The organism is Pseudomonas sp. LH21 (assembly GCF_036549575.1).
GTDB lineage: Bacteria > Pseudomonadota > Gammaproteobacteria > Pseudomonadales > Pseudomonadaceae > Aquipseudomonas > Aquipseudomonas peradeniyensis.
In genome coordinates this window covers 2,180,928-2,204,155 of record NZ_CP144367.1, presented here as the reverse complement: position 1 = coordinate 2,204,155, position 23,228 = coordinate 2,180,928, and the positions used below count along the sequence as shown (strand labels likewise).

Annotated in this window: 18 protein-coding genes; 13 read left to right on the top strand and 5 right to left on the bottom strand. The window is 59.7% G+C overall.

All coding sequences use genetic code 11. The annotated features are described in order from the left end of the window. Window positions 1-82 precede the first annotated feature (82 nt). The 5 genes from VUG52_RS10170 to vasI form a co-directional block, all read right to left on the bottom strand. Window positions 83-847 carry an SDR family oxidoreductase gene (locus VUG52_RS10170; protein ID WP_050705303.1) on the bottom strand — a complete coding sequence of 255 codons (765 nt, stop codon included), beginning with the start codon at window positions 845-847 and terminating at the stop codon, window positions 83-85. A gap of 244 nt (window positions 848-1,091) precedes the next feature. Then, entirely contained in the window at window positions 1,092-1,589 is a 498-nt protein-coding gene (locus VUG52_RS10165) for a hypothetical protein (RefSeq protein ID WP_162232964.1), read from the bottom strand. A 79-nt stretch (window positions 1,590-1,668) separates the two neighbouring features. Then, on the bottom strand, window positions 1,669-5,286 hold the full coding sequence (gene tssM, locus VUG52_RS10160; protein ID WP_050705301.1) for a type VI secretion system membrane subunit TssM: 3,618 nt from the start codon (window positions 5,284-5,286) through the stop codon (window positions 1,669-1,671). A gap of 9 nt (window positions 5,287-5,295) precedes the next feature. Then, window positions 5,296-6,747: a type VI secretion system protein TssA gene (tssA, locus tag VUG52_RS10155; RefSeq protein ID WP_331832804.1), complete on the bottom strand. Its 1,452-nt coding sequence runs from the start codon at window positions 6,745-6,747 to the stop codon at window positions 5,296-5,298. Beyond that, a complete protein-coding gene (vasI, locus tag VUG52_RS10150) occupies window positions 6,735-7,274 on the bottom strand; it encodes a type VI secretion system-associated protein VasI (RefSeq protein WP_052896462.1) in 540 nt (179 codons plus the stop codon). The genes tssA and vasI overlap by 13 nt, the downstream gene beginning before the upstream one ends. 408 nt (window positions 7,275-7,682) lie before the next feature. On the opposite strand from vasI, the gene tssB reads away from it, so the two are divergent. The 13 genes from tssB (at window position 7,683) to VUG52_RS10085 (ending at window position 23,226) form a co-directional block, all read left to right on the top strand. Continuing rightward, on the top strand, window positions 7,683-8,186 hold the full coding sequence (gene tssB / locus VUG52_RS10145) for a type VI secretion system contractile sheath small subunit (RefSeq protein WP_050705299.1): 504 nt from the start codon (window positions 7,683-7,685) through the stop codon (window positions 8,184-8,186). Window positions 8,187-8,203: 17 nt separating this feature from the next. After that, window positions 8,204-9,694, top strand: a complete 1,491-nt coding sequence (gene tssC, locus VUG52_RS10140; protein WP_050705298.1) for a type VI secretion system contractile sheath large subunit — start codon at window positions 8,204-8,206, stop codon at window positions 9,692-9,694. Next, on the top strand, window positions 9,691-10,101 hold the full coding sequence (tssE, locus tag VUG52_RS10135) for a type VI secretion system baseplate subunit TssE (protein WP_050705297.1): 411 nt from the start codon (window positions 9,691-9,693) through the stop codon (window positions 10,099-10,101). Before tssC ends, tssE begins: the two co-directional genes overlap by 4 nt. 3 nt (window positions 10,102-10,104) lie before the next feature. Then, a complete protein-coding gene (gene tssF, locus VUG52_RS10130; protein WP_050705296.1) occupies window positions 10,105-11,871 on the top strand; it encodes a type VI secretion system baseplate subunit TssF in 1,767 nt (588 codons plus the stop codon). Further along, on the top strand, window positions 11,835-12,851 hold the full coding sequence (gene tssG / locus VUG52_RS10125; RefSeq protein ID WP_050705295.1) for a type VI secretion system baseplate subunit TssG: 1,017 nt from the start codon (window positions 11,835-11,837) through the stop codon (window positions 12,849-12,851). Before tssF ends, tssG begins: the two co-directional genes overlap by 37 nt. Continuing rightward, the gene (locus VUG52_RS10120) at window positions 12,848-13,405 is read left to right on the top strand and encodes an FHA domain-containing protein (RefSeq protein WP_050705294.1); all 558 of its coding nucleotides are present in this window, start codon (window positions 12,848-12,850) and stop codon (window positions 13,403-13,405) included. Before tssG ends, VUG52_RS10120 begins: the two co-directional genes overlap by 4 nt. Then, window positions 13,402-14,196 carry a type VI secretion system lipoprotein TssJ gene (tssJ, locus tag VUG52_RS10115; protein WP_331832803.1) on the top strand — a complete coding sequence of 265 codons (795 nt, stop codon included), beginning with the start codon at window positions 13,402-13,404 and terminating at the stop codon, window positions 14,194-14,196. Before VUG52_RS10120 ends, tssJ begins: the two co-directional genes overlap by 4 nt. Before the next feature lie 52 nt (window positions 14,197-14,248). Then, complete coding sequence (tssK, locus tag VUG52_RS10110; RefSeq protein ID WP_050705292.1) at window positions 14,249-15,586, top strand: type VI secretion system baseplate subunit TssK; 1,338 nt, start codon at window positions 14,249-14,251, stop codon at window positions 15,584-15,586. A gap of 64 nt (window positions 15,587-15,650) precedes the next feature. Then, a complete protein-coding gene (icmH, locus tag VUG52_RS10105; RefSeq protein ID WP_371263138.1) occupies window positions 15,651-16,442 on the top strand; it encodes a type IVB secretion system protein IcmH/DotU in 792 nt (263 codons plus the stop codon). Window positions 16,443-16,575: 133 nt separating this feature from the next. Next, entirely contained in the window at window positions 16,576-17,091 is a 516-nt protein-coding gene (locus tag VUG52_RS10100; RefSeq protein ID WP_050705290.1) for an Hcp family type VI secretion system effector, read from the top strand. Between the two features lie 72 nt (window positions 17,092-17,163). Further along, on the top strand, window positions 17,164-19,326 hold the full coding sequence (locus VUG52_RS10095; protein WP_050705289.1) for a type VI secretion system Vgr family protein: 2,163 nt from the start codon (window positions 17,164-17,166) through the stop codon (window positions 19,324-19,326). Next, window positions 19,323-20,243 (top strand): DUF4123 domain-containing protein, encoded by a 921-nt coding sequence (locus VUG52_RS10090; RefSeq protein WP_050705288.1) that lies wholly within the window; start codon window positions 19,323-19,325, stop codon window positions 20,241-20,243. The genes VUG52_RS10095 and VUG52_RS10090 overlap by 4 nt, the downstream gene beginning before the upstream one ends. Then, window positions 20,236-23,226: a T6SS effector BTH_I2691 family protein gene (locus tag VUG52_RS10085; protein WP_220690008.1), complete on the top strand. Its 2,991-nt coding sequence runs from the start codon at window positions 20,236-20,238 to the stop codon at window positions 23,224-23,226. The genes VUG52_RS10090 and VUG52_RS10085 overlap by 8 nt, the downstream gene beginning before the upstream one ends. Window positions 23,227-23,228: the final 2 nt, after the last annotated feature.

Here is a 23,228-nt window from a genome sequence, read left to right as displayed (position 1 = left end):
ATCTACTGGTAACTGAACCTGCGTGGGAGCGGGCTTGCCCCGCGATCATTTCTACAGCACCACGCGGAACCTGCAGACCACCTCACCCCCGCACCACCGACACCCCACCATCCACCACCATGGCCGCCCCGGTCATGAAACTCGATGCCTCCGACGCCAAAAACAACGCCGCCTCGGCGATCTCCTGCGGCCGGGCCAGGCGCTTGAGGGCATGCAACCCTTCGACATGGGCCCGGGCCTCGGGGCTGTTCATCGCACTGCGGCCCATGGGCGTATCGGTACCGCCGGGCAGCAGCGCGTTGGCGCGTATGCCACGGCTGCCCTGCTCCGCCGCAATGACCTGGACCAGGCCGACCAGCCCGGCCTTGCTCGCCGCATAGGCGGCCATGCCCGGCATGCCCACGCTGTGGCCGACAAAGGTCGAGGTGAAAATCAGCGAGCCGCCGCCACGGGCCAGCAACGCCGGAATCTGCGCCTGGGCGCAGAGGAAGGCGCTGGTGAGGTTGGTGTGCAGGGTGTGTTGCCAGCCCTCCAGGGACAGCTCGGGGACGGCGGCCAGTTCACCGAGGGTACCGGCATTGTTGAAGGCGATGTCCAGGCCACCGAAGCGCGCCACCGCCACGTCCACCAGTTCCCTGGCCAACGCCGCATCGGTGATGTCGCCAGCCACGGCCACAGCCCGGCCTTGTCCGGCCGCCGCGATGTCCGCCGTCAGCTGCTCGAGTTCGGCCTGGCGCCGGGCCGTGAGCACAAGGTTGGCGCCGTGCCGGGCGAACAATGTCGCCGCGGCTCGGCCGATACCGGAGCTGGCGCCGGTGATGATTGCCACTTTGCCTGCCAGTTGCATGATGAGTACCTCGTCCTGAAGGTGATTTGCAGGGTGCGCGGGTACTATTGGGTGCGGTACGGGGGGATGCTCTCCGTTTCTTGCGGACTGTGGTCAGCCGACAGCAAGATGAAGATTCGACGAGTCAGCGGGAGCACTGGTCAAGGGCGAGGCAAACTGACTGCCTCAGGTGAAGATGGGAAACGGCGGACAGGAGCGCTGCGCCCCTCCCCTGATCTGGCCACCATCTGGCGCCTGCGCAAGCTTACGTGCAGTCATCGACCCCATGCCCAGACATCTGCGGCACCACTACCGACACCTCGCTACGAACTCCCGCGCGAATCTCTTCGAAGGCCTTCTTTGTAAGGAGGCACTTAGCATGGCGCACGAACAACGCTTGCTCGGATAGTTGGGTCAACAGATTCAACTTACGCCTCTCTTCCTTCTGCTGATACTGTGCCAAGCCACGATCAACCCGAATGCCAGCCAACTCCTTCTTGGTCATGATGATTGCGTAGTTGATCCTTCTCAGCCACTGGGTATCCAGATCCTTGTGCCCAGCATAAGCCTCCTGCCGCGCAAGCTTGATCTGCGCCCGCATTGAAGCGATCTCGGCAACCAGGGTCGCTTCGCGACTGAGCATTTCGATCACTCGGTGACCTCTGTACTCCATTTTGTCCCTGCACTGGGTTGCAAGGCCAACGAGTACCTCTTCATCCATCATTTCTCCTCCTGCGACGATCGGATTGCGCACGGTGCGCATCCCAGCCTCAAGTTGTTCGATGGCCTGGGTACAGTAATGCAAAGCTTGTACTCGCCCTTCCTTTTGTATCGCCCACTCCTTACATGACAGGTGCGATCGTCTGTCCGACCAGAGCCACACTGGATGGCTGTTGCAGCAGCCCGCGCGGCAAGCGGAAGCCTTTGAACGGTTGTTGAGTAATCGGGTTGAAGGCCTTCTCTGCGCTGAGCCGGTAGCGCATCACACCATCACCAGTCCTGAAACTCAGATCCACGCTGGTCGCCGTCCGCCCATTGAGCGAACCGCGACTGAGCAGGCGAAACATGGACCATGGCCCTCGATACTCCAGGCTGCTGCTGTTGCCGTTCTGCCTGAGCAGCGTCAGGTTGCTACGCACATGTTGCCCAAGCGTATTGGGCCAGATGATGCCGGTGATCTGGCTCGTGCCATGGGTGTAGGAAATCAACTGACCGTCCAGATCCAGCAGGCTGGTGCGCTGGTTCGCACTCAGCCCCAACGGCTCGATACTGAACTGCACACTCAAGTTGCCGCGCTGATCGAAGAACGTTTCACGAATGCGGTCTGCCAGTTCCAACTGCTCGATCACATCGCTGCGGATCAGGGACTGCCCCTGCTGGCCGGTTTGCAGGGCTTCGAGGTTGTCCTTCAGGAACACCTTCAGATACTGCTCATTGAACTGCTTCAGCCGGCCCTTCGGCCCGAAGAACGCCTCGAAGTCATCCAGGGACGCGTCGGGCGCCCTGGCCACGAAGGGGTATCGGCCTGCCAGGCGCTGCTGGAAGAAGCTGTACACCTCGGCGTCCCAGCGCCGTTCCAACTCGCGCAGGGCTTCAACGTTCAATACCTGCGCCGTTTGATCAGCCACCTTTCGGACCTGGTGGTTGATCGGCTCAGGCAAGCCGGTGGATACCCGCTGCAAGGTGCCGATGGGGTCATGCCCGGTCATCGAGAAACGCTGATGCACGGCCTGCAGTGCAGCCTTGCCTCGGTCCGGGCTGTCCTGCACCGCCTTGGCGTAGTCGTGCACGGCTGCGATAGCAGCCAGGGTTTCATCGTAGTAGCTAGGCTTCTCTGCCGTTACCTGCAGCATCGCGCTCAGCCCGGCAAAGGCCCTTTGAATAGTCCACGCCTGCTGATGCTCAGGCTTACGACTTGTCGGTGGCACTGTCTTGACTTCATCTGCCACCTCAACAACGCCAGTCGATGAGAGCGACGTGTTGTCCCTTACCGTATCGAGCAATCGATGCAGCGGCGCCGCAGGCCCCGTCAACTGCTGCAGGATCGCGACACCATGGTCCAGGTCACGGAAATCAGCCACGCTGAAAGCGTTGAGGGCACGGCGCCAACTGTCAATGTAATCGGCGCTGTATAAGTTGCGCAGCCGTTCGCTTAGCGCCTCCCTGTCGGCTTCCGAATAATCGAGCTGGCTACGCTCGCCCAGCGCCCATTGGTCAATCATCGCCAAATCGGCGAAGCTCTGACTGCGTGGCTCGAAGTACTCCTTGAAACCTTTGGCAGTGAGCATCGGCGCTAACAGCACATCATTACCCTTACTGACGCCCATGGACGGCTGATACACCACGTCGAAGGCAGGCCCAACCTGATGACGCAAGTCCAGCCCGGTGTGCAACTGCTCCCCGGCCTGTTGTTTCAGGCCGGCGTAAACCCGCTCGGGTAGCGGCACCTTGCGCAGCGCTGCCTGCGCCACGGCGACACGTTGGCTGTACTGCGGCAGGTCGGTATCGGCGTAGGCCAAGGCGTACTTAAGGTGCCGCATGAGGTCGCGCTGCAGTTGCCCCTGGCCAGGGAATTTCTGCTGCCATTGTCGGGCCATCCACTCTTCGACCCATTCGGTGCGGCGGTTCTGACGGTCTTCCAGCATGCGGTAAACCCTGAGAGCAGCCATTTGCTGCTCACTGCCTGGCGGCGCCGCATCCATGGCATCTATCACACCACTGGCCAAGGCCGGCAGGAACCGCTTGGAGAGCAAGCTGAGATATGCCTCATCGACACGCGGGCCTATAGCGCGCCCCTGATACAGGCCAAAATCGGAAACACCCGGCCATGCAGCGCGGTAGTCGCCAAAAACCGATACCGCATCGCGAATCTGGTCCAGCGGCTCCAGCAGGTTGCGTCCGGTAGGATCCAGACGCTGGTCCACCTCGTGATGGCTGTACTCCCTGCTTTTGGCAAGCACGTTGGCGGCTTTGTCGCCATTGATGTCGAAAAAGCGCTGCCAGCCGGCGATGGCGACACAAAAAGCCAGCATGCCTACCCCTGAGCCCACCCATAGGAGTTGGCGCTTACTGCGTGCCACCTTGATGTTATCCCCAGCAAGTCCGGCTTCCTTATAGATGACGCGCCCGAACGCATGCTGGACGAAGTACGGCAGCGCCTTGGTTTGCGCCTTGCCCTCGAGCAGAGGGAGCTTCGTCTTGTAGGGTTGCGCGGCCTCGCGCACGAACGCATTGAGCATGTCACCTTGCTGGCTGACCGAGGACCAGTACACTCCGCGTACCAAGGCTGGCGTGGTGTAGCGATCACTGGCCAGCGCTTCTTTCAGGAATTCCAGCAGTATTGGGCGTAAGCCGATCAGTTGGGCATGCAATGAGAACAGGCGCGCGCGCTGCGGAGCACTGTCCAGCGCATCGAGCCGATCCACCACCTGCTCGAACAGCTGGCTGATCAACTGTTCGTAGTGATCGCCATACTCCTCCAGCCAAGCGTCGAACGTGCCGATCGCATCCAGCTTGAACGTGAAACCGAGCATTTTTTCCCGCATGGAGACGGAAAGCCCGGTATAGAGCTGGTCGAACCCGTCCAACAGATCGAACTTGGTCAGCACCACATACAGCGGCAGTCGCGAACCCAATTGACTACTGACCTCGTACAGACGGGCGCGCAACACATGCGCCAAGGCAATGCGCTGCTCGGGGGTGCCATGCAATAGCGCGGGTAAGTCGACTACCAGCAATATGCCATTGAGGGCTCTCTGGCTGCGGCTGCGCAACAACCAGTCCAGCAGGTGCTGCCACAGCCTGGCCGAAGTTGCAGGTGGCACTTGCTGTGTGGCTGATTCGTCGACGGGCGAGCCTGCCGGCGACTCCTGCCTGATGAACGCCCCTGGCGGATCGATGATCACCGCATCATTGCTGACCCACCAACCTATCGGAAAGGCCAGCGCTTGGGCCTGCATGCCCCGAGCCTGTGCCTTGTCGATGCGGGTCAGGGAAAAGCTTTGTTCTGTGCGATCGATGAAGCTGGTCTTGCCAGCATGCTGGTCGCCTATCACCAAGTACCAGGGCAATCGATACAACGCACGGCGCCCGCCTGCGCCATCGAGAAATCGCGAAAGTCCTTGGTCCAAGGCTTTCTCTTGCGCCTGAACCAGCGGCAATACGCTGTCCAGCTCAGCGGCCACTGCGTGCTTGCGCTCAGCCTGCAGGCGAACGTATCGCCTGCGCAGCACCACTAGCCAGCACAACATCGGCACCAGCACGAGCACCAGGCTGGCCAAGCTGCGATGCGCCAGGCTGGCCAGCGGGTGCTGATCACGCCACATCCACTGCGGCCCGAGCCACCAGATGGCGACCAGCATCAGCACGGTACCCAGCACAAGCAGCAGCGGCATGGCCAGGCCGATCCGAGTCATCAGGGGCAAACCCCAACGTTTCCATAGCTTCCATAGTTGATTCATGAGGGGGGCCTAGTCCTTGTTCTGATCAGCCAACACATGAGCAGAGGCATACTGTTGCAGTCGTTGAAACACCTCTGGCTCCCAAACGGCGGCCGTGGTGTGCTGCATGGTCCGTGCGACGCTGGCGCACAGGGCCTGAGCCAGCCAGGACACGCCTCGCGCTGCCAAGAGATCGGCCGCAATGACGGTGGTATGGCAGCGCTCACGCGGAGCACGAAGGTTCGCCTGCATGGCCTGCAACTTGAGCAAAACCGGCTCTACCCCACTTGCGTCCAACTGACCGGCCAACTCTTCGCGCAGGTCTGCGAACTCGTGGGCAGATTCGACTTGCGCTTGCCCAGCTGCGCCTCTGAGCCAAGCCATGCTTTGATCGTCCACGAACGACCTGCCGTCGCTGAAACACAACTGCTGGAGCGCGGGCATGCGTTGGACGAATCGGGCAGTCGCTGCGCGGATTGCCTCAGCTACCTCCCCCATCGCCAGCCGTGTCGCCGCACTGGCCGCGAGGAAACTGCCGCGTATCCAATAGGGGCAAGCCGTCACGCTCTTTTCGATCCGCTGAAGCAACGCCGCGCTGATCGCAGTGCCAGCAATCGCCTCTTCATAGTCGATGGCGATATCCACTGGCACCGCCATCAGTTCCGTGCGATTGCCTTGCTTGATCTGAGGCGCCGCCTGGATATGGGACCACAGGCCGAATCGACGCAACTGGTAGCCCGTCGGGTCGTAGGGGTCTTTTTGATTGATCATCTCGGCCATGGCCAGCACGGCCCGTCGTGATTCGCGCTCGTTGCCTAACGACACACGTGGCATTGGGGTGGCAATGACCTCAGCCAGCGGTGCAGACTTGGTGGCCGCCGCCGACGACTTCGCCGCAGCAGGCTCGCCAGCACCGCTCGCCTGCTCCGCCTGCTTGCGCAGCAGTCGATCTACATCATTCAGAAAGGCTCCATCCAACTGAGCAACGGCTTGCTGCTGTTGCAGGCGCCGCAATGCCTCTTGAGCTACGGCCGCATGAGCTGGGGTGAATGTGTAGCGGTCCAGGCGCGGCAGCGCTTCGTTCAAACGATCGAGCACAAGGCCAACCAGCTTGCGCTTGCCCAGAAAACCTTTGGGGCCAGGCTTTGGATGCGCAACCTCCCAATAGCGCTCGACCATGCCGGCCAGCAACGCCAAGGTAAAACCCCATCGCTCCCAACATCCACTGCGAAGCCACGCAGCACTCAGGTGCGCGACGATACGCAAGTGCTTGCACTGCTGCGCCAGATACTGTCGTGAGGCTTCCTCGATATAGGCCCAGTCGATGGTGGCTGCCTGCAGCCCGCCCAGCTTGACCATTTCCTGGTCAATGGCCTGATAGGTTTCGTCCTCCACATCGAACAGACCGACCGGTGCCTGCGCATCGATGGGTGCGAGCAGCCGGACAATTTCCTGTGCGTTGACCTCTGCTACCAACGACATGTTTTGCGCGCCTCGTCGATGAGTGGGTCCAGGCCTTGAGCATCGAAGACCAACCCGTCAATGGAGGGGTTGTCGCTTTGGACCTGAATGCGATGGGCCCCAATCAGTTGCTTGATCTGCTCGATTCCGGGCAAGCCCCGGCCCGCATCGAGTACCTGACCGTTCTCCGTCACCTGCCAAGGGGTTGCGACGGTGGTACTCCGCTCCCCCTGCAATCGCACCGTCACCCGACCAGCATCAACGGGTTGCGCGGCGACCAGTTGCAGCCTGGAGATGTTCTGCAAACAACTGATCACCAGGTAGGGATGCGACGCGGCCGAAGCGATTGCAGGTGCAGAGATCGTCAGCCCGTCGTCTTCAGGCGTGAGTCGAAACGTTAGGTCGTCAGGATGGCGTCCTGCTTCGTGAGTCAGCACCCGGCGCACCGTGGGTGAGTCCTGTTCTGGCGGCGACCACTGCATGGGCACCGAGTGTGCAGGCGTTCCGGCGGCTTCATCAAAACACGCCAAACGCTTCAGGTTGGACACGATCCGCGAGCAATCCTGATCGGAATACACGGGTATTGGCATACACCCGAGCACCAGCCAAAGACTTACGCCACAAGTTTTATTACCAGGCATCGCAAGTAAACACCTTTCATATAGTGCATATGACCTATTCAAATTAGCGGATCTGAAACAGCCCTCTCAGGCACTCAAATTTCCGCAGACGGCAAGAGCCTAGCCCATCGGAACAGCAACAAACAAAAAAATATTTTCTTACACTTCCATGCTCGACGACATGACAAAACCAAGCGCAATGTTTTTACGCGACGCACAACCAATCCCGCACCTTGTTTACACATCCGACAAGTAACTAGGAAACTTCCCACACACTAATTTGTAACTAAAAATCCAATACGGACAACTCTTACTAGAACACGGAGAGATTCTGCGATGGCAAAATCCACAGGATCGGTTGCACCCAAAGAACGCATCAACATCAAATATGTACCCGCCACCGGCGATGAACAGGCCGAAGTAGAGCTGCCGCACAAGATGTTGGTAATGGGCGACTTCGGCCTGGATGACACCCGTTCGCTGGAAGACCGATCGGTCATGCGTATCGATAAACACACCTTCAACAACGTGTTGAACGACGCCGATGTCAGCTTGGCCATGTCGGTACCTTCCATGCTCAGCACGGCCGCCGACGCGGAGCTGGCGGTCAACCTGCAGTTCAGATCGATCAATGACTTCGGGCCAGACGGCATCGCTCGCCAAGTACCAGAGCTCAGCAAGCTTCTGGAGCTGCGTGAGGCGCTGGTGGCACTGAAAGGCCCGCTGGGCAACGTACCCGCTTTCCGCGAGCAGTTGCAGCACCTATTGAACAACGAGCAGGCCCGCAAACAACTCGCCGAAGAATTGGACCTGGTGCTTGAGGCGCCAAAAGAAGACTGAGACAACGGAGCGTCCCCATGCCAAAGCCAACCAGCACCTCCCTCGCCGCTGAACTATCTGGCGAGACATTGAGCCATGCCACTCTGCTCGATCAGATCATGGCGCAAACAAAGCTAGTTCCCGCTCAAGAGGGCTATCAAGTCGCTCGTCAAGGCGTATCGGCCTTTATTGCAGAAATACTCAAAACTGGTGATCCAGATCAACTAATCAATAAACATCGCGTCGACCAGATGATTGCAGAGCTGGATCGAGTGCTCAGCAAGCAAATGGATGCCATTCTTCATCAGCCGGAATTCCAGGCACTCGAGTCCTCGTGGCGCAGCCTCAAACTTCTGGTGGACCGCACGGACTTCCGCGAGAACATCAAGCTTGAAGTCCTGCATGTCAGCAAAGAAGACTTGCTCGACGATTTCGACAATGCCGCCGATATCACCTGCAGCGGTATGTACAAACACGTTTACACCGCAGGCTATGGGCAGTTCGGTGGTGAGCCGGTGGCGGCCATGCTGGGGAACTACAACTTCGGCCCCTCTTCGACAGACATAAAGTTACTGAGCTACATGGCCTCTGTCGGCGCCATGTCGCATGCCCCGTTCCTGGCCGCCCCCTCCCCCGATTTCTTCAACCTGAGCAGCTTTGAAGAGCTGCCAAACCTGAAGGAAATCAAAGACATTTTCGCAGGGCCGCGACATGCCAAATGGCGCGCCTTCCGCGAAAGCGAAGATGCCCGCCACACAGCGCTGACCGGGCCACGCTTCATGCTTCGCTCGGCCTACCACCCCCAGGAACAGCCGATCAAAAGCTTCAACTACGAAGAACATATCGACGGGCGACACGACAATTACCTGTGGGGCAATTCCGCCTTCCTGCTGGCCAGCTGCATCAACGACAGCTTTGCCCGCTACCGCTGGTGCCCGAACATCATCGGCCCGCAGTCCGGTGGCGCCGTGGAGGATCTGCCTGTGCATCTCTACGAGGCGCTTGGGCAGTTGCAAGCGAAGATCCCAACCGAGGTGCTGATTTCCGACCGCAAGGAATTCGAGCTGGCCGAAGAAGGCTTCATCGCGCTGACCATGCGCAAGGACAGCGACAACGCCGCGTTCTTCTCAGCCAATTCGGTACAGAAACCGAAGAACTTCCCCAAGACCCCGGAAGGTTTGCAGGCTCAAACCAACTACAAGCTGGGCACACAGCTGCCTTACCTGTTCATCGTCAACCGGCTGGCCCATTACATCAAGGTGCTGCAACGCGAGCAGATCGGCAGCTGGAAGGAGCGCCGCAACCTTGAGTCCGAGCTGAACAAATGGATCAGGCAGTACGTCGCCGACCAGGAAAATCCCTCGGCCGACGTCCGCAGCCGCCGTCCCCTACGTGCTGCGAAGGTCGAGGTTTCAGACGTTGCCGGCGATCCGGGTTGGTATCAGGTTTCGCTCGCAGTGCGCCCGCACTTCAAATACATGGGCGCGAACTTCGAGATCTCCCTGGTAGGCCGGCTCGACACCCAATGAGCGGATTTTTCGACCGTTTGGTTGCCGATCAGTCCGTGATCCGGGCGCCGTCCAGGCAAGAGAACGCATCCCACAAGTTCGCCGCCATCAAGCGCCACTTGGAAACGTTGCTCAACGCTCGACAGGGTTGCTCACAGAGCAGCCCTGAACTGGGCCTGCGCGATTTCAACGGGCATGACGTGAGCAGTGGCGACCTCCTTAAACAAGTGAGCGCCGACATACGCCGCACCATCCAGCGTTTCGAGCCTCGCGTGCAGGTACGTTCACTCAAAGCCGTGCCCGCTTGTCACGCCCCTCAGGAGCTGCAATTCAGGCTGGACTGCCAAGTGCAGGTGAATAACCACACGGAGCAGTTGCAACTGGAGCTGCTGGTCAACGGCCATAACCGCCATACCCGAGTGAGGTAATCGATGTCGCTCAAAGATCGATTCAGCGAAGAGTTACGCTATCTCCATGAACTTGGGGACGACTTCGCCCAGGACAATCCACAACTTGCCCGGCTGCTGGGCAAGAGGGGTAGCGACCCCGATGTGGAGCGCTTGATGGAAGCCTTCGCCTTTCTGACGGCGAAGCTGCGCCTCAAGTTGGAGGACGACCTCCCAGAGCTGACGCACCCCATGTTGCAACTGCTGTGGCCCAACTACCTTCGCCCGCTGCCGAGCGCCACGATCATCCAGTTCACACCGTGCAAACAGGCGCTCAGCCAGTCGCAACGCGTGCCAAGGGGGGCACGCCTGCTCTCCAAGCCTGTCGACGGAATTCCCTGTGAGTTCCGCACCTGTACCACCGTGGACATTCACCCGTTCGAGATCGACGCGGTGGCCTCAACCCAAACGCTCGACAGTTCAGTGGTTCGCATCGACCTACACACCTTGGTCGAGCGCCCATTGAACACGCTCGAATGCACCAGCCTCGACTTTCACCTGAGCGGTACCACCCAAACAGCGCGCACACTGTACCTATGGATCGCTCACTATCTCAGCCATGTCAGCGTGACCATCAATGATCAGGCCCTCAGGCTGCCGGCCAGCAGCATCGTCTTCCCAGGTTTCAGCCCGGACGACGCGTTGTTGCCTTATCCGCAGAACGTCTTCGACGGTTACCGGATCCTGCAGGAATACTTCATTTTTCCTGAGCGCTTTCACTTCTTCGCCCTGACGGGCCTGGAGAAGATCTGGCCTGGTCAGACGACTCAGCAAGTGGGTCTGGATTTCCACTTCACCCGTCAACTACCGGACTCGCTGCGCATTGGCAAAGCGGATTTCAACTTGTTCTGCGCCCCTGCGGTAAACCTGTTCAAGCACAGCGCCGAGCCCATTGACCTCTCCAACGAGGCCGCCCAGGTCGAGCTCACACCCAAAGGCGCCGAACGCCACGCCTACGAAATCTTCAGTGTCGATCAGGTGATCAGCACCCGTACGACAAGCGACGGAAGTCCTGGTAAATACCTGCGAACCTTCCGCCCCTTCGAATCGTTCGCCCATGAGATCGAGCATATTCAAGGGCGCACGGCGCTGTATTACCGCTACACCCTCGAAGACTCACTGCGGGGTGATGGCGTCACGCATCGCATCGCCTTCGTGCGTGCCGACGCCAATACCTATATCGGTGAGCTGGAAACGGCGTCCATCGACCTGACCTGCACCAACCGCGATCTGCCCCTGGCTCTGGGCATCGATGACATCAATGTGCTCTGCGAAGTCACCCCGCCGCTGACCACCTACACCAATATCTGTGCACCGACCCGCCCCTATCGGCCGGTGCTGGACGGCCAGTTGCAATGGGCCTTGATATCCAACATGTCGCTCAACTACTTGTCGCTGCTCTCAGCCGAGCCATTGAAGGCGGTTATTCGCGCTTATGACTTCGCGGCCTTGCACGACATCCAGCAGACACGCACCACCCGCAAACGCCTCGACGGCATCCGGGATATCCAAACGGCGCCTCTGGATTGGCTGATCAAAGGGCAGCCCATTCGCGGCCTGCGCACGCAACTGAAGCTCGACCAGGCAGCATTCCTCTGCGAAGGCGACCTGTACCTGTTCGGCTGTGTGCTCGCGCACTTCTTCGCCTTGTACTCCAGCATCAATTCCTTCCATCAGCTGGAAGTGATCAACATCACCAACAACGAGCACTACACATGGCCCATCCAGACCGGCAAGCAACCGCTGATCTAGCCGACAAGTTGCTCGCGGGCGCGCACCGGTACAACTTCTACCAGTTGCTCGAGCGCCTTCACGGGCTTCACGGAGACGATCTTGAACCCCGTTGGCCCAGCGAAGAAGCCCGCCTGCGCGTGCGGCTTGGCAGCGACCCGCGCCTGAGCTTCCCCGTTTCGGACATCTGCAAGGCCGAACGCATGCCCGAGGCACAAGATCGCTATCGCGTGTGCACCACGTTCATGGGTCTGCACGGCACTGATTCGCCTTTGCCCTCCTATTATCTGGAGCAGGTGGCATACGAGCATGCACAGGGTATCGGCGTGCGCCCGGCGTTCTTCGACTTCTTCAATCACTACCTGCTCAGCCTGCTACACCGCATCTGGCGCAAGTACCGCTACTACATTCGTTTCCAGCCGGGTGCCAGCGATGGATTCTCCCAGTACATCTTTGCCCTGCTCGGGTTGAATGACAAACAGCTGCGCGGCGACACGGCGTTGCCCTGGAGCCGGCTGCTCAGTTTCGCCGGCGTCATCGCCAGCCGCAGCCGCGCACCGGGCACCGTCGCCGGCATCATCGCGCACTGCTTCGACCTGAAGCAGGTGCAGATTCGCGAGTTCGAAACCCGCTTGGTACCTACGACAATCCTGCAACAGGTAAGCCTTGGCCGCAGCAATGGTGAGCTGGGCAACTCCTTCATGGTCGGCAGCCGCACGCGGACTCGCAGCAGCAAGTTCACCATCGTGATCAGCGAGCTCGACCAGGCACAGCTGCGTGACCTGTTGCCCAGCGGCATCAACTTCAACCGCTTGCGTGCCCTGATCGACTTCCTGCTGCGCGACGGCTTGGCCTACGACCTGGAGCTGCGGCTGAAGCAGCACGCGCTGTCGCCCTTCTGCCTGCACCCCAGCCGTGGCGCCCAATTGGGCTGGACCAGCTTCGTCGATGACCACCACGGCCAGATCAGCCCCGTCGTGCGGTTCCGGGGGCGCTCATGAGCACATTGATCTTGAGCATCACCAACCTCGACCAGTTGCAGCACAACGTCACCGCCCGGCACGAATTCGATCGTGCAGGTGGCACCGTCGGCAGCGCGGGAACCACGTGGCTGATCAATGATCGTGAGCAGGGCGTGGCGCCGATCCATTGCGAGATCCGCTGGATCGAAGGCGGCTTCTGCGTGATCGACCGCTGCGAGCGCACCTACCTGAACGACAACCTCGATAGCCTGGGGCCGCTATCGGCCAGGCGTTTGCTCGAGGGTGACCGGCTACGTGTTGGCGCTTATCGACTGTTGGTTCAGCTTTCACAAGCTGATGCCCGTTCGCTGGAAGAGTTGTTAACCACTGACTTGCGGGTGCTCGACCGACTCATCCTGGATGCACCCGCGCAGCGTTGGCTGCACAGGCCCACGGCTGCCCCAGTCGTCGCTGAGATCTGCTCGGTCTTCGATCCGGGCATGGGCAACGATCCCTTGGCTGCCCTGGAAGCAGTGACGCGGCCAGTGCAAGAGAACCCGCTGGATCGACTGATCTCAGGAGAACGCTCATGACGCGTCATTCACTCATGGCCGGCCTTCTGGCAACACTGATCGGGGCCTCGGGCTGCACCGCCCTGAGCAAAATGAGCCAAGTGGCGATGGACCCCTCGATACCCGTCGGCGCGACCAAGGATCAGCCCACCGAAATCGCGTTCAGCATCAACGCCAGCCCCGCGCTTAACAGCAACCCCAACAGCCTGCAAGCAGCGACTGAGCAAGAAAGCAGCCTGGAACCCAGCCCCTACGCGGTCAGCTTGAGCGCGGGCGATCCCTATGCCCTGACCGAGAAAGTCGGGACCCTGCTCGAGTTTCTTCACGAGCAATTCCCGGCCATCTCGCCCGTCGAACTGCCAGAGGACGAGGCCGATGAGCCGGCTCGTTCTCCCTTGGAGGAAAGTACGCCGGGCCACTACGAAGAATCGAATGTGGTGCTGACCTTACCGCGTACAACCACAGTGGCCCCCGAGCCGGCCGCCACCCCAATGGCCATCAAGATCCTGCAACTACGCGACGACTCGCTGCTGCGCAACAGCATCTATGAGCTGTTGGACAAGGACCCCGCCAAGGTGCTGCGCAGCACCTACATTCGTGATGACGACTACCTGCTACGCCCCGGGCAATTCAAGTTCATTCCGTTTGCCGCTATCGAGGCCGAGACCCGGTTCATCGCGGTGATCGCCGACTACCGCCACCAGGAAAACGCGACCTGGAGCCAGGTACTGCGCATTCCACCGCGCGGCCAACACATCATCTTGTCGGTCTTGCTCAACGACACGCAGATCCTGCTCAAGGAGGAGGACTGATGGCGCCTGCAACCCTGCCCTTCTCACTTACTCACGCTGACATGGAGCGCTCATGAGTTCACGTAATCCCGTCCTGTGGCCTGAAGGCCTGTTCGTCAAACCGCAGCATTTCCAGCAGGCTGGCCGTGCCGCTGAAGCGGCCCTGCATCAACGCCTTGGCAGCCTGAACGCAGCCTTCTATGGATTCAGCGAGCTGCAACTGAACGACGAATACTTGAGCCTGGGAAAGATCGCCATCACCCGCGCACGCGGCATCATGCCGGACGGCACGGTGTTCGATATCCCGGCAGATCTGCCACCGCCGCCGCCGCTGGAAATCGAGGACAACGGCGCGAAAGACAGCGAGATCTATCTCTGCCTGCCACTGCGCACCGAGGGTGGCCGAGAGGTGAGCTGGCCCGACAATGCCGCCAACTTCCGCTACAGCGCACAGGCTCAGGAAATCAAGGACACCCATAGCGCCGACGGCGACTTGGCGCAGGTCGATCTGGCAGTGCCCAACCTTCAGCTCAAACGCAAGGCCGATGACAGCAGCGCCTACACCCGCCTTGCCATGGCACGCATTCTGGAGCGCCGGCCCGATGGCAGCCTGCAACTGGATGAAGGGTTCTACCCGACCAGCGTCTCGGTACGGGCGGTGCCGGCACTCCAGCGTTACCTCGAGGAGATCACCAATACCCTGCGCGAGCGCTCGCGCAACCTGGCTAGCCGGATAGGCGCATCGGGCCAGTCCGGTATTGCCGACATCCGCGACTTCAACCTGCTGCAGGCCATGAACCGCTGGTGGCCGTGCTTCCAGCACTTGGCCAGGCAGGGGCAGACACACCCCGAGCAGTTGTACCTGCATATGAGCCAGGCCTGTGGCGAGTTCGTAACCTTCACCGACGAAAGCCGGCTGCCTCCGGAATTCCCTGCCTATCAGCACACGGCTCTGCGCACGTCATTCAAGCCACTGCAGGACACCTTACGCCGCGCCCTGGGTACGGTCCTGCAACCGCGGGCCATCTCGCTGCCGCTGGACGCGCTGGATTACGGTGTGATGACGACAACGCTCGAAGACCGCCGCCTGATCGATGACGCGGACTTCATTCTTGCCGTGCGCGCGGACCTGCCGCCGCCAACATTGCGCCGGCTGTTCCTGCAGAAAGCCAAGGTCACATCCCTGGAGACCTTGAATGACCTGGTGCATAAGCAGTTGCCCGGCATTGCGCTACATCCGCTGCCTGTGGTCCCTCGCGATCTGCCCTTCCATGCAGGGTTCAGCTACTTCGAGCTCGACCGCCGCGACCCGGCCTGGGTCTGCATGAAAACGGCCAACGGTTTCGGGATTCATATCGCGGGGGAGTTCCCCGGGCTTGAGTTGCAGTTCTGGGCGATCAGGAGTGAGTGAGATGCAAGAGAACCACCTCGCACGCAATGAAACCGAATCAGCTCAAGCTGAGCAGTTGCCATCGATGCTTGGAAAGTCTTTACCCACTGACGCCGTGGCCTGCGAGGCAACCACACCAAAGCCCACCCCTGTTTACAAGGGCTACCCCGCCGATCCCGACTTTCAGCTACGGGGCGGCTACGACAACCTGATGCTGGACGCAGCCACACCACTGCTTGGCCTGGTCATGCGTCTACGCACAATCGATGCGCTGCCCAACATCAAGGAAGTGCACCAACAGGTACGCAACCAGATTGAAAACATCCAGCAAGAGATGCGTCAGCATGGCTACGAGACCACGCAACTTCTGGCGTATTCGTACGGCCTTTGCCTGTTCATCGATGAAGCCGTGATGGAGAGGCCCTGGGGGCAGACCAGTTACTGGAGCCAAGAGCCCCTGCTCAGCATTTTCCACAGCGAAACGTTCGGCGGCGAAAAGATCTTCACCGTTATCTCGCGCCTGATGCAAGAGCCCCAGCGCTACAAGGACGTGCTGGAGTTCATGTACTTCACCCTGTGCCTGGGACTCAAAGGCAAGTACGCCCTCGCGCCCAAAGGCGAAGAAACGCTGAACACCCTCATTCACCAACTCCACGGAATCATCCGTGAACTACGAGGGCCCACGCCGACAACGGTCTGTGACCCCTACACCAACGTTGCCCCGCGCAACTTCCGCATGAATCGGCAGTGGCCCTGGTGGAGCCCATTGGTGATTTCCGCCATCGCCATGGCCACCGCCTACGGCATCTACAGCTACCGCCTGCACCTGATCACCAGCGAGGTGCTGCAGTCGCTCAACGGCATCTTGCAGCAATGAACAGCCGGCAGTCGGCACAACCGTATTCAACGAATTGACGCGGCGTTTGCCGCGTTGAAAAAGTCCATCGATTCCGATGGCCACGCTGCCGCTCATGCGCGTGCTTATCCACATGGACGCAGGAGAAACTGCCATGCCAACACCCGCTTACATCAAGATCGAAGGCCAGACCCAAGGCAACATCACCGCGGGCGCCTTCACCTCCGATTCGGTCGGCAACGTGTTTGTCGAGGGCCACGAAGACGAGATTCTGGTGCAAGAGATCAAGCACCAGGTGACCGTACCTACCGACCCGCAAAGTGGCCAACCTGCAGGCCAACGGGTCCACAAACCCTTCATCTTCACCAGCGCCCTGAACAAGGCGACACCGCTGATGTATCAGGCCCTGTCCAGCGGCGAAATGCTGCCGACCGTTGAAGTCAACTGGTACCGCACTTCGGTAGAGGGCAAGCAGGAGCACTTCTTCACCACCAAGCTGGAGGACGCCACCATCGTCGACATCAACACCACCTTGCCTCATGCACAGAACAAGGAGAACGCTGACTTCACCCAGTTGATCGAGGTCTCGATGTCGTACCGCAAGATCACCTGGACACACGTCACCGCTGGCACCGAAGGCTCCGACGACTGGCGTAAACCCGTCGTCTAACCCGGCTGAACATCCCTGGCAGGCAGGCCCTGCCGGGGGCGTTTGAACTCTCGGACGGCGGAAGGACTTTTCATGCCCAGCCAATCTGATTTGCGATACACCTTTGAGTCACTCGCTGGCAATGCCGAGTTTGAAGTGGTCTCGTTTGAACTCAAGGAAGAAATCAGCGCGCCTTTCACCCTTGAGCTGGAATTGATCAGCTTCGAGCCCGACATCGATTTCGGCCAACTGCTGGATAAACCCATCGTATTCACGATCTGGGATGACAATGGTCCGCTGCGCCACGTGCATGGGCTGGTCAGCCGATTCAGCCAGGGTGAAAGCGGCTTTTACCGTACCTACTACCACGCCTTGGTCGAGCCCATCCTGGCCCGCGCCGGACTGCGCTCGAACTGGCGCATCTTTCAGCAAAAGACCGTCCCGCAGATTATTGAACTGATGCTTCAGCGTCAGGGCATCGATCAATACGAGCTTCGCGCAAGCCTGGACCACCAGGTGCGCGAATTCTGCGTGCAGGCGGGCGAGACCGACCTCGACTTCATCGCCCGATTGGCGGCTGAAGAGGGCTTCGTCTATCGCTTCGAGCACAGTGAAAAACTGCATAAGTTGATCATCACGGATCAACTGCAATCCCTTGGGTTGATCAGCCATGACGCGCTCAAGACCGACAACGATGACCTCTTCGATGGCGAGGACGTTATCGATCCCAACACCGTCCTGTATCAATCCAACAGTGGCGGCGATCAAGCCAGGCCTTGCCTAAGGCGCTTGCGCTACAGCGAGCAGGTCCGAACCTCGCGACAGGTCCAGCGCGACTACACCTTCACTCACCCGGCGTATCGCCAGGAACACCGTGCTTACGGCCCTTTCCTGGAACACCAGTCCACCGAGTACGAGCGCTTCGACTATCCCGGCCGCTACAAACGCGATGTCGTGGGCAAACCGTTTACCGAAAACCGGATCACTGCCCTGCGTCATGATGTGCGCATTGCAGAAGTTCAGGGCGATGACGTCAGGCTGCAGCCTGGGCTCAGCTTCACGCTCACAGGCCACCCACGTGATGATCTGAATGCGCATTGGCGCGTGAACAGCGTGGTTCACAAGGGCAGCCAGTTCACCAGTCTGCAGGAAGAAGCCGCTGGCCTCGACCAGAGCACGCACTACGAGCAAACCGCTCAGCTGGTACCCGGCAGAACCGAGTGGCGCCCTGCTCCGCTCAAAAAGCCCCGCGTCGACGGTCCTCACATGGCTACCGTGGTCGGGCCGTCCGGTGAGGAGATCTATTGCGACGAATGGGGCCGGGTCAAGGTCAGCTTTCCCTGGGACCGGGAGAGCAACAACAACGAGTTCAGCTCCTGCTGGGTCCGGGTATCCCAAGGCTGGGCAGGTGGCAGCTGGGGCTCGATGGCCATCCCGCGGATCGGCCAGGACGTGATCATCCAGTACGTCAACGGCGACCCCGACCAGCCGATGATCACCGGGCGCACCTATTGCGGTAACCAGTTGCCGCCGTATGACCTGCCCGATCACAAGACCCGTATGACCATTAAAAGTCAGACTCATAAGGGGGATGGTTTCAATGAGTTGCGTTTCGAGGATGAGTTGGGTCGGCAAGAGGTGTTCATCCATGCCGAGAAGGACCAGAACAACGTCGTCAAGCACAACGAAACCACCTTTGTCGGCAACAACCGCAGTGAACAGGTCGATCATGACGAGACGCTCAGTATTGGGCATGACCGCAGCCAAACGGTGGGCAATGATGAGCGGGTCCGGATTGGCCAGGATACGTTTGTCGATATAGGCCGAAATCAGAAAATAAACATCGCCAAAGACCGCATAGAGGCCGTCGGCAATCATCGCCACGACCAGATCACAGCCAATCACCACATCAGCGTCGGCGGCAATCTTGAGCAGCAGGTCGAGGGCCATGCAGAGCTGGAGGCGGGACTGGAAATCCGCAGGCGCACCCGACGCTACGACCTTCGAACAGCGGAAGCTGTGATCATCCAAGGGCCTGGAGGCTCCATCCGGATTGATGACACGGGCATCACCCTGGACAGCCCGAACCTACACATCAACGGCGTCCTGCTCCAATCTCCAAGCGGTAGCACCAACCCCTTTTCCATCAGCAGCGCACCCATCACTGGCAAACCTCTGGACCGCCTATGCGGGCGGCGCCCCGATGGCACCTGCCCGTTGCCCGACTGCCGCTGTATCAAAGGGCCAGTCCAATGAATACAACACCCTCGCATCTGTCCGGCGAATCTCTCGGACATCCTTATCGCTTTTTGCTGCTCATGACTTGCGAGCTCGAGTACTGGGCCTACCGGCCCATACCGCAAGAAGGCGAATTGGTGCCGGCCTATGCTCCATCAGTACTCGACCTCATCCATAACGTCAGCCGAAATACTCAACATGCATGGCTATGGAAGCGCAGCGCGCTGGACGACCGCCACGAATTTGGCCCTTTGCTGGTCGACGTTTCAGAAGCGCCCGAACTGCTTGCCCATGCAATCACCACCTGGATGCCCGTTGGAGGGGCCATAGCACTGGATAGCGAAGCTTGCCTCGCAGTGCTAGCGGACCACTTCACCAGCCTTACTCAGGTCACGCTCCCGGATCAGGGAGCAGCCAATTTTTACTTCAAGCCGGATCATCTTGCAGCCTGGCTCGATGCATTGGACGGCGATCATCGCGCCACCTGGCTTGGGCCTGTGTCGTCACTGGCCTGGCGAGTCAACTGGGGGCCGGCCCATGAATGGAAAACACACGAACGCACCCCGACTACTGCCCGCCTGATATCGCAAGCACCGCTGCGCCTTCGCGTACATGAACTGGACCGGCTGCACGCAGGTATACGCGAGCACTTCATCCTCACGCTGGCGCACGAAGTCTTGGCCATGCCACCCCATGCCGCCCAAACGTTAGCCGCCATTAGGAAATGGATTGAAGCCCTGTTGCCGCAGCTGAAGTCACTCAACTTTCGCGACGAGGAAACCGCAGGTCAGTTCATTCGGCTGATGGCCGGGCACATGTGGCTGATGAGCAGTGACCAGGCTACGAAGATCTACACCAACCTCAACGAGTCGCCCCAGGCCCGTCTTCGCGAGCTGCACGCACTGGTCCAAATCAAGGAATCCCCCCATGACTAGCCCCGCCGTCGGCAGCGCCACCTCCGGGCCCGCCTGCAGCCCACGCGTGCCCATCCTGCCAGTGCGCTATGCAATCGTGCCGCGTACGGGCGATGCCCCTGCCTGTCGCTACGCAGGCGCAGGCTTCAACCTGGAACAAGGCTTCGCCCCGCTGCAGCACTCGTCCTACACCCTGCGCGCACTGCGCCCAGGCTACATCTACGTGTTCATGAAAGGTTCTCAGGGCGAAAAACTGGTCATTCATGAGTACGACGGCGAAGGACGCTACCAGGAGCTGCGCTACCAGGGCCTGGAAGGCTACCACTTGCGCGAACGCTACCTGTCCAGCCAGAGCATGGGCTGGGTATGGGCCGACACCCGCCCGGACACCGCCAAGGAAGTGTGGATTGGCTACAGCCCGCACCTGTGGACCAACGCCACGACTGCCCGCATCACCGCTTCAGCAGCCCTGCGCAAACGGCATATGCGCCAGCTGGACATGGCCGAGCTGATTGCCGGCAACCCAGCCCCCTCCACCCAGCCCCATGTACTGCCGCTCAGTGCGCTGCAAAACTGGGTCGAAGACTACAAACCGACAAGCCGGCGTATGTCCCTGACCTGGAGCAGCCACGCGTCCACAACCACCTTGTCCGTCGGTAGGCTCAACGCCATTGCCCGGGACTATCCCAGCACCCAGCCGAAAGTACCGGTGGTGGTGGCGCTGGCGGATGCTGAAGGCGTGGCCCTGGACCTGAGCCTGTCGGTCTCGGCCTACCAGCACCAACTGCACGACCTGATGCCCGCCGAGCAACTGGAACACACCAAACCTGCACAAGGCTCCGAGCAGGCAGGCGTACCGGCGTGCTACCAGCTCGATGCCGAACGGCTCAGCCAGCAGAGCCGTGATTTTCACCATCGCAACCTGGTCGCCCTGTTGCTGAACAAAACCCTGGAGACGATGTATCCAGCGGATATGCCCACTACCGAAGTGGTCGAGACAAGGCTGCAGTCCACCCGCACAGGACGCCCTCTCCCCCCGGCCGAGGCACGTTATCGGGCCCTCACTCACGAGGACTATTCCCCGAACGGTGCGCGTTTGGCGCTGCGCATCGATACCGACAAATACCTGCAGTTCCTCGCCGAACGTGATGAGCTGGAACAGCGTATTGCAGGCCTGCGCAACCTTGCCCTGCAAGCCAGTCATGATCACGACGCGTGGCTGGCCACGGCCGAAGCTGCGCATATCGATGACCCCTACAGCCTGGCCGCCGCACTGGCGTGCTATGACCGCAACGAACGCATCTCGGCCCGTGGCCTGGAAATCGCCCTGGCCCTGCTGATTTACCCGATGGGCCAGCCGGCACCCGGTACCGAAGACCAAGATCGGCGCTTCAAACGCCTGGAACAGTGGCTGGACCAGCACGACAGCCCGCTCTACACCGCCCTGGCGCCGTTCAACCCCTTCAAGGACAAAGCCGATGCGGCCGGCAGTGTGCTGGGTGGCAGCGACAATGTCATCGAAGGGCTGGCCGGGCGTTTTCCGGCCATTGCCGACATCACCGATCTCACGGCCCAGTCCGTCAACGCCGTGGTGCTCAAACGCCTGCGTGGCCAGACCCGCTGGGATGCCAGCCATACCCTGCGTCAGCAAGTACTGCTGGCGGCGCGTGAGGCCAATGCCGAGAAAGCGCTGGGGCTGTTGGCGGCGCGTTACCAGATCACCGACCAGGCCATCCGGGAAAACCCGTTCAGCCAGGAGGTGGAGCGGTATTTGAAGAGCGGCATGGCGCAGGTTGAGGAAATGAAGCGGCTGCGTATTTCGGGCAATCGGACGGTGGCGGTTGAGCTGACCACCACTGCGAGGGTTAAACCCAACTTGCTCGGGTTGCTTACGTCGGGCGGAGGCGGTGGTCTGAACGCCGGAATGCTGTGGTTCAACGTGATCTCGCTGAAGACGGCTTATAACAGCCTGCAGAAAAGCAATGCGCCGGAATACACCTTGGGGTTTGCGGCATCGATTTTCGGGGTGATCGGTGCGGCTGCGGCGACATTGGTTAGCGTACGCGCAACGCAGAAGGCGGTGATGCTGAGATTGAGTTCGACGGCGCCGGGGATGGCGTTTGGTAACGGCGTAATCAAGTTTTTGGGGAGCAATCTGTTTGCACGATTATCCGGTTACCCAGCAATTTTTCTAGGATTCGCTTCAGACTTTCAAAAATCAAAAAGACAAAAACGACACGGCAACACTGAAGCATCTGATTTGACACTTTATGGCGGAAGCGCTGTCGCGGCAGGCTCCGTTTTAGTATTGGAGGGCGGACTCGCGATTGCGGGAGTAACATCAGTTGTACCCTTTGCCGGATGGGGCGCAGCAGCACTTGTACTCTTGGGAGCAGTGATCATCGCTGGAGGCTTATACCTTCACGCCAAGTCGTATGAACACCTCCATACCCCTATCGAACTGTGGGCAGCAAGGAGCATATTCGGCAATCGTAAAAACGATGGAGAGGTTCATCCCGAAGTCGTTCTGGATCATGAAAAAAAACTTCCTACATTCCCGTCTCTGCAAGACGAACTTAAAGCCTGGCACGATGAGCATTACGGACCAAGGTTAATAACCGCAGAAGAAGCGCGATCCTTTGGTATAACCAGGGTCGACAGTGGTTGGCATGAAAATAAATATTGGGCACCAGCAAACTGGACTGCCATCACCCATAACGAAGTCACCACTACACAACCCACCGTGGAATTCACAGTATTCCTACCGGGCTTCATCGTAGGCACAAGCGAATGGTCAGGTAGCTTGAGCAGTCTTCGTGAAGACGGAGAAATGATCGTCTTTCCACTTACCGCTATTTGCTACGTCGTAGGCGCCGGCTTAATTCTGAACTTTAAAAATACGGTCAACAACCAAAACCATGCCTCACTGCATCTAGCCTATATTTCCAACCAAGGCTTGAGTGGAGACAACGAGGTTACTTCAATTTTTCGTCTCGAGCGCTAATC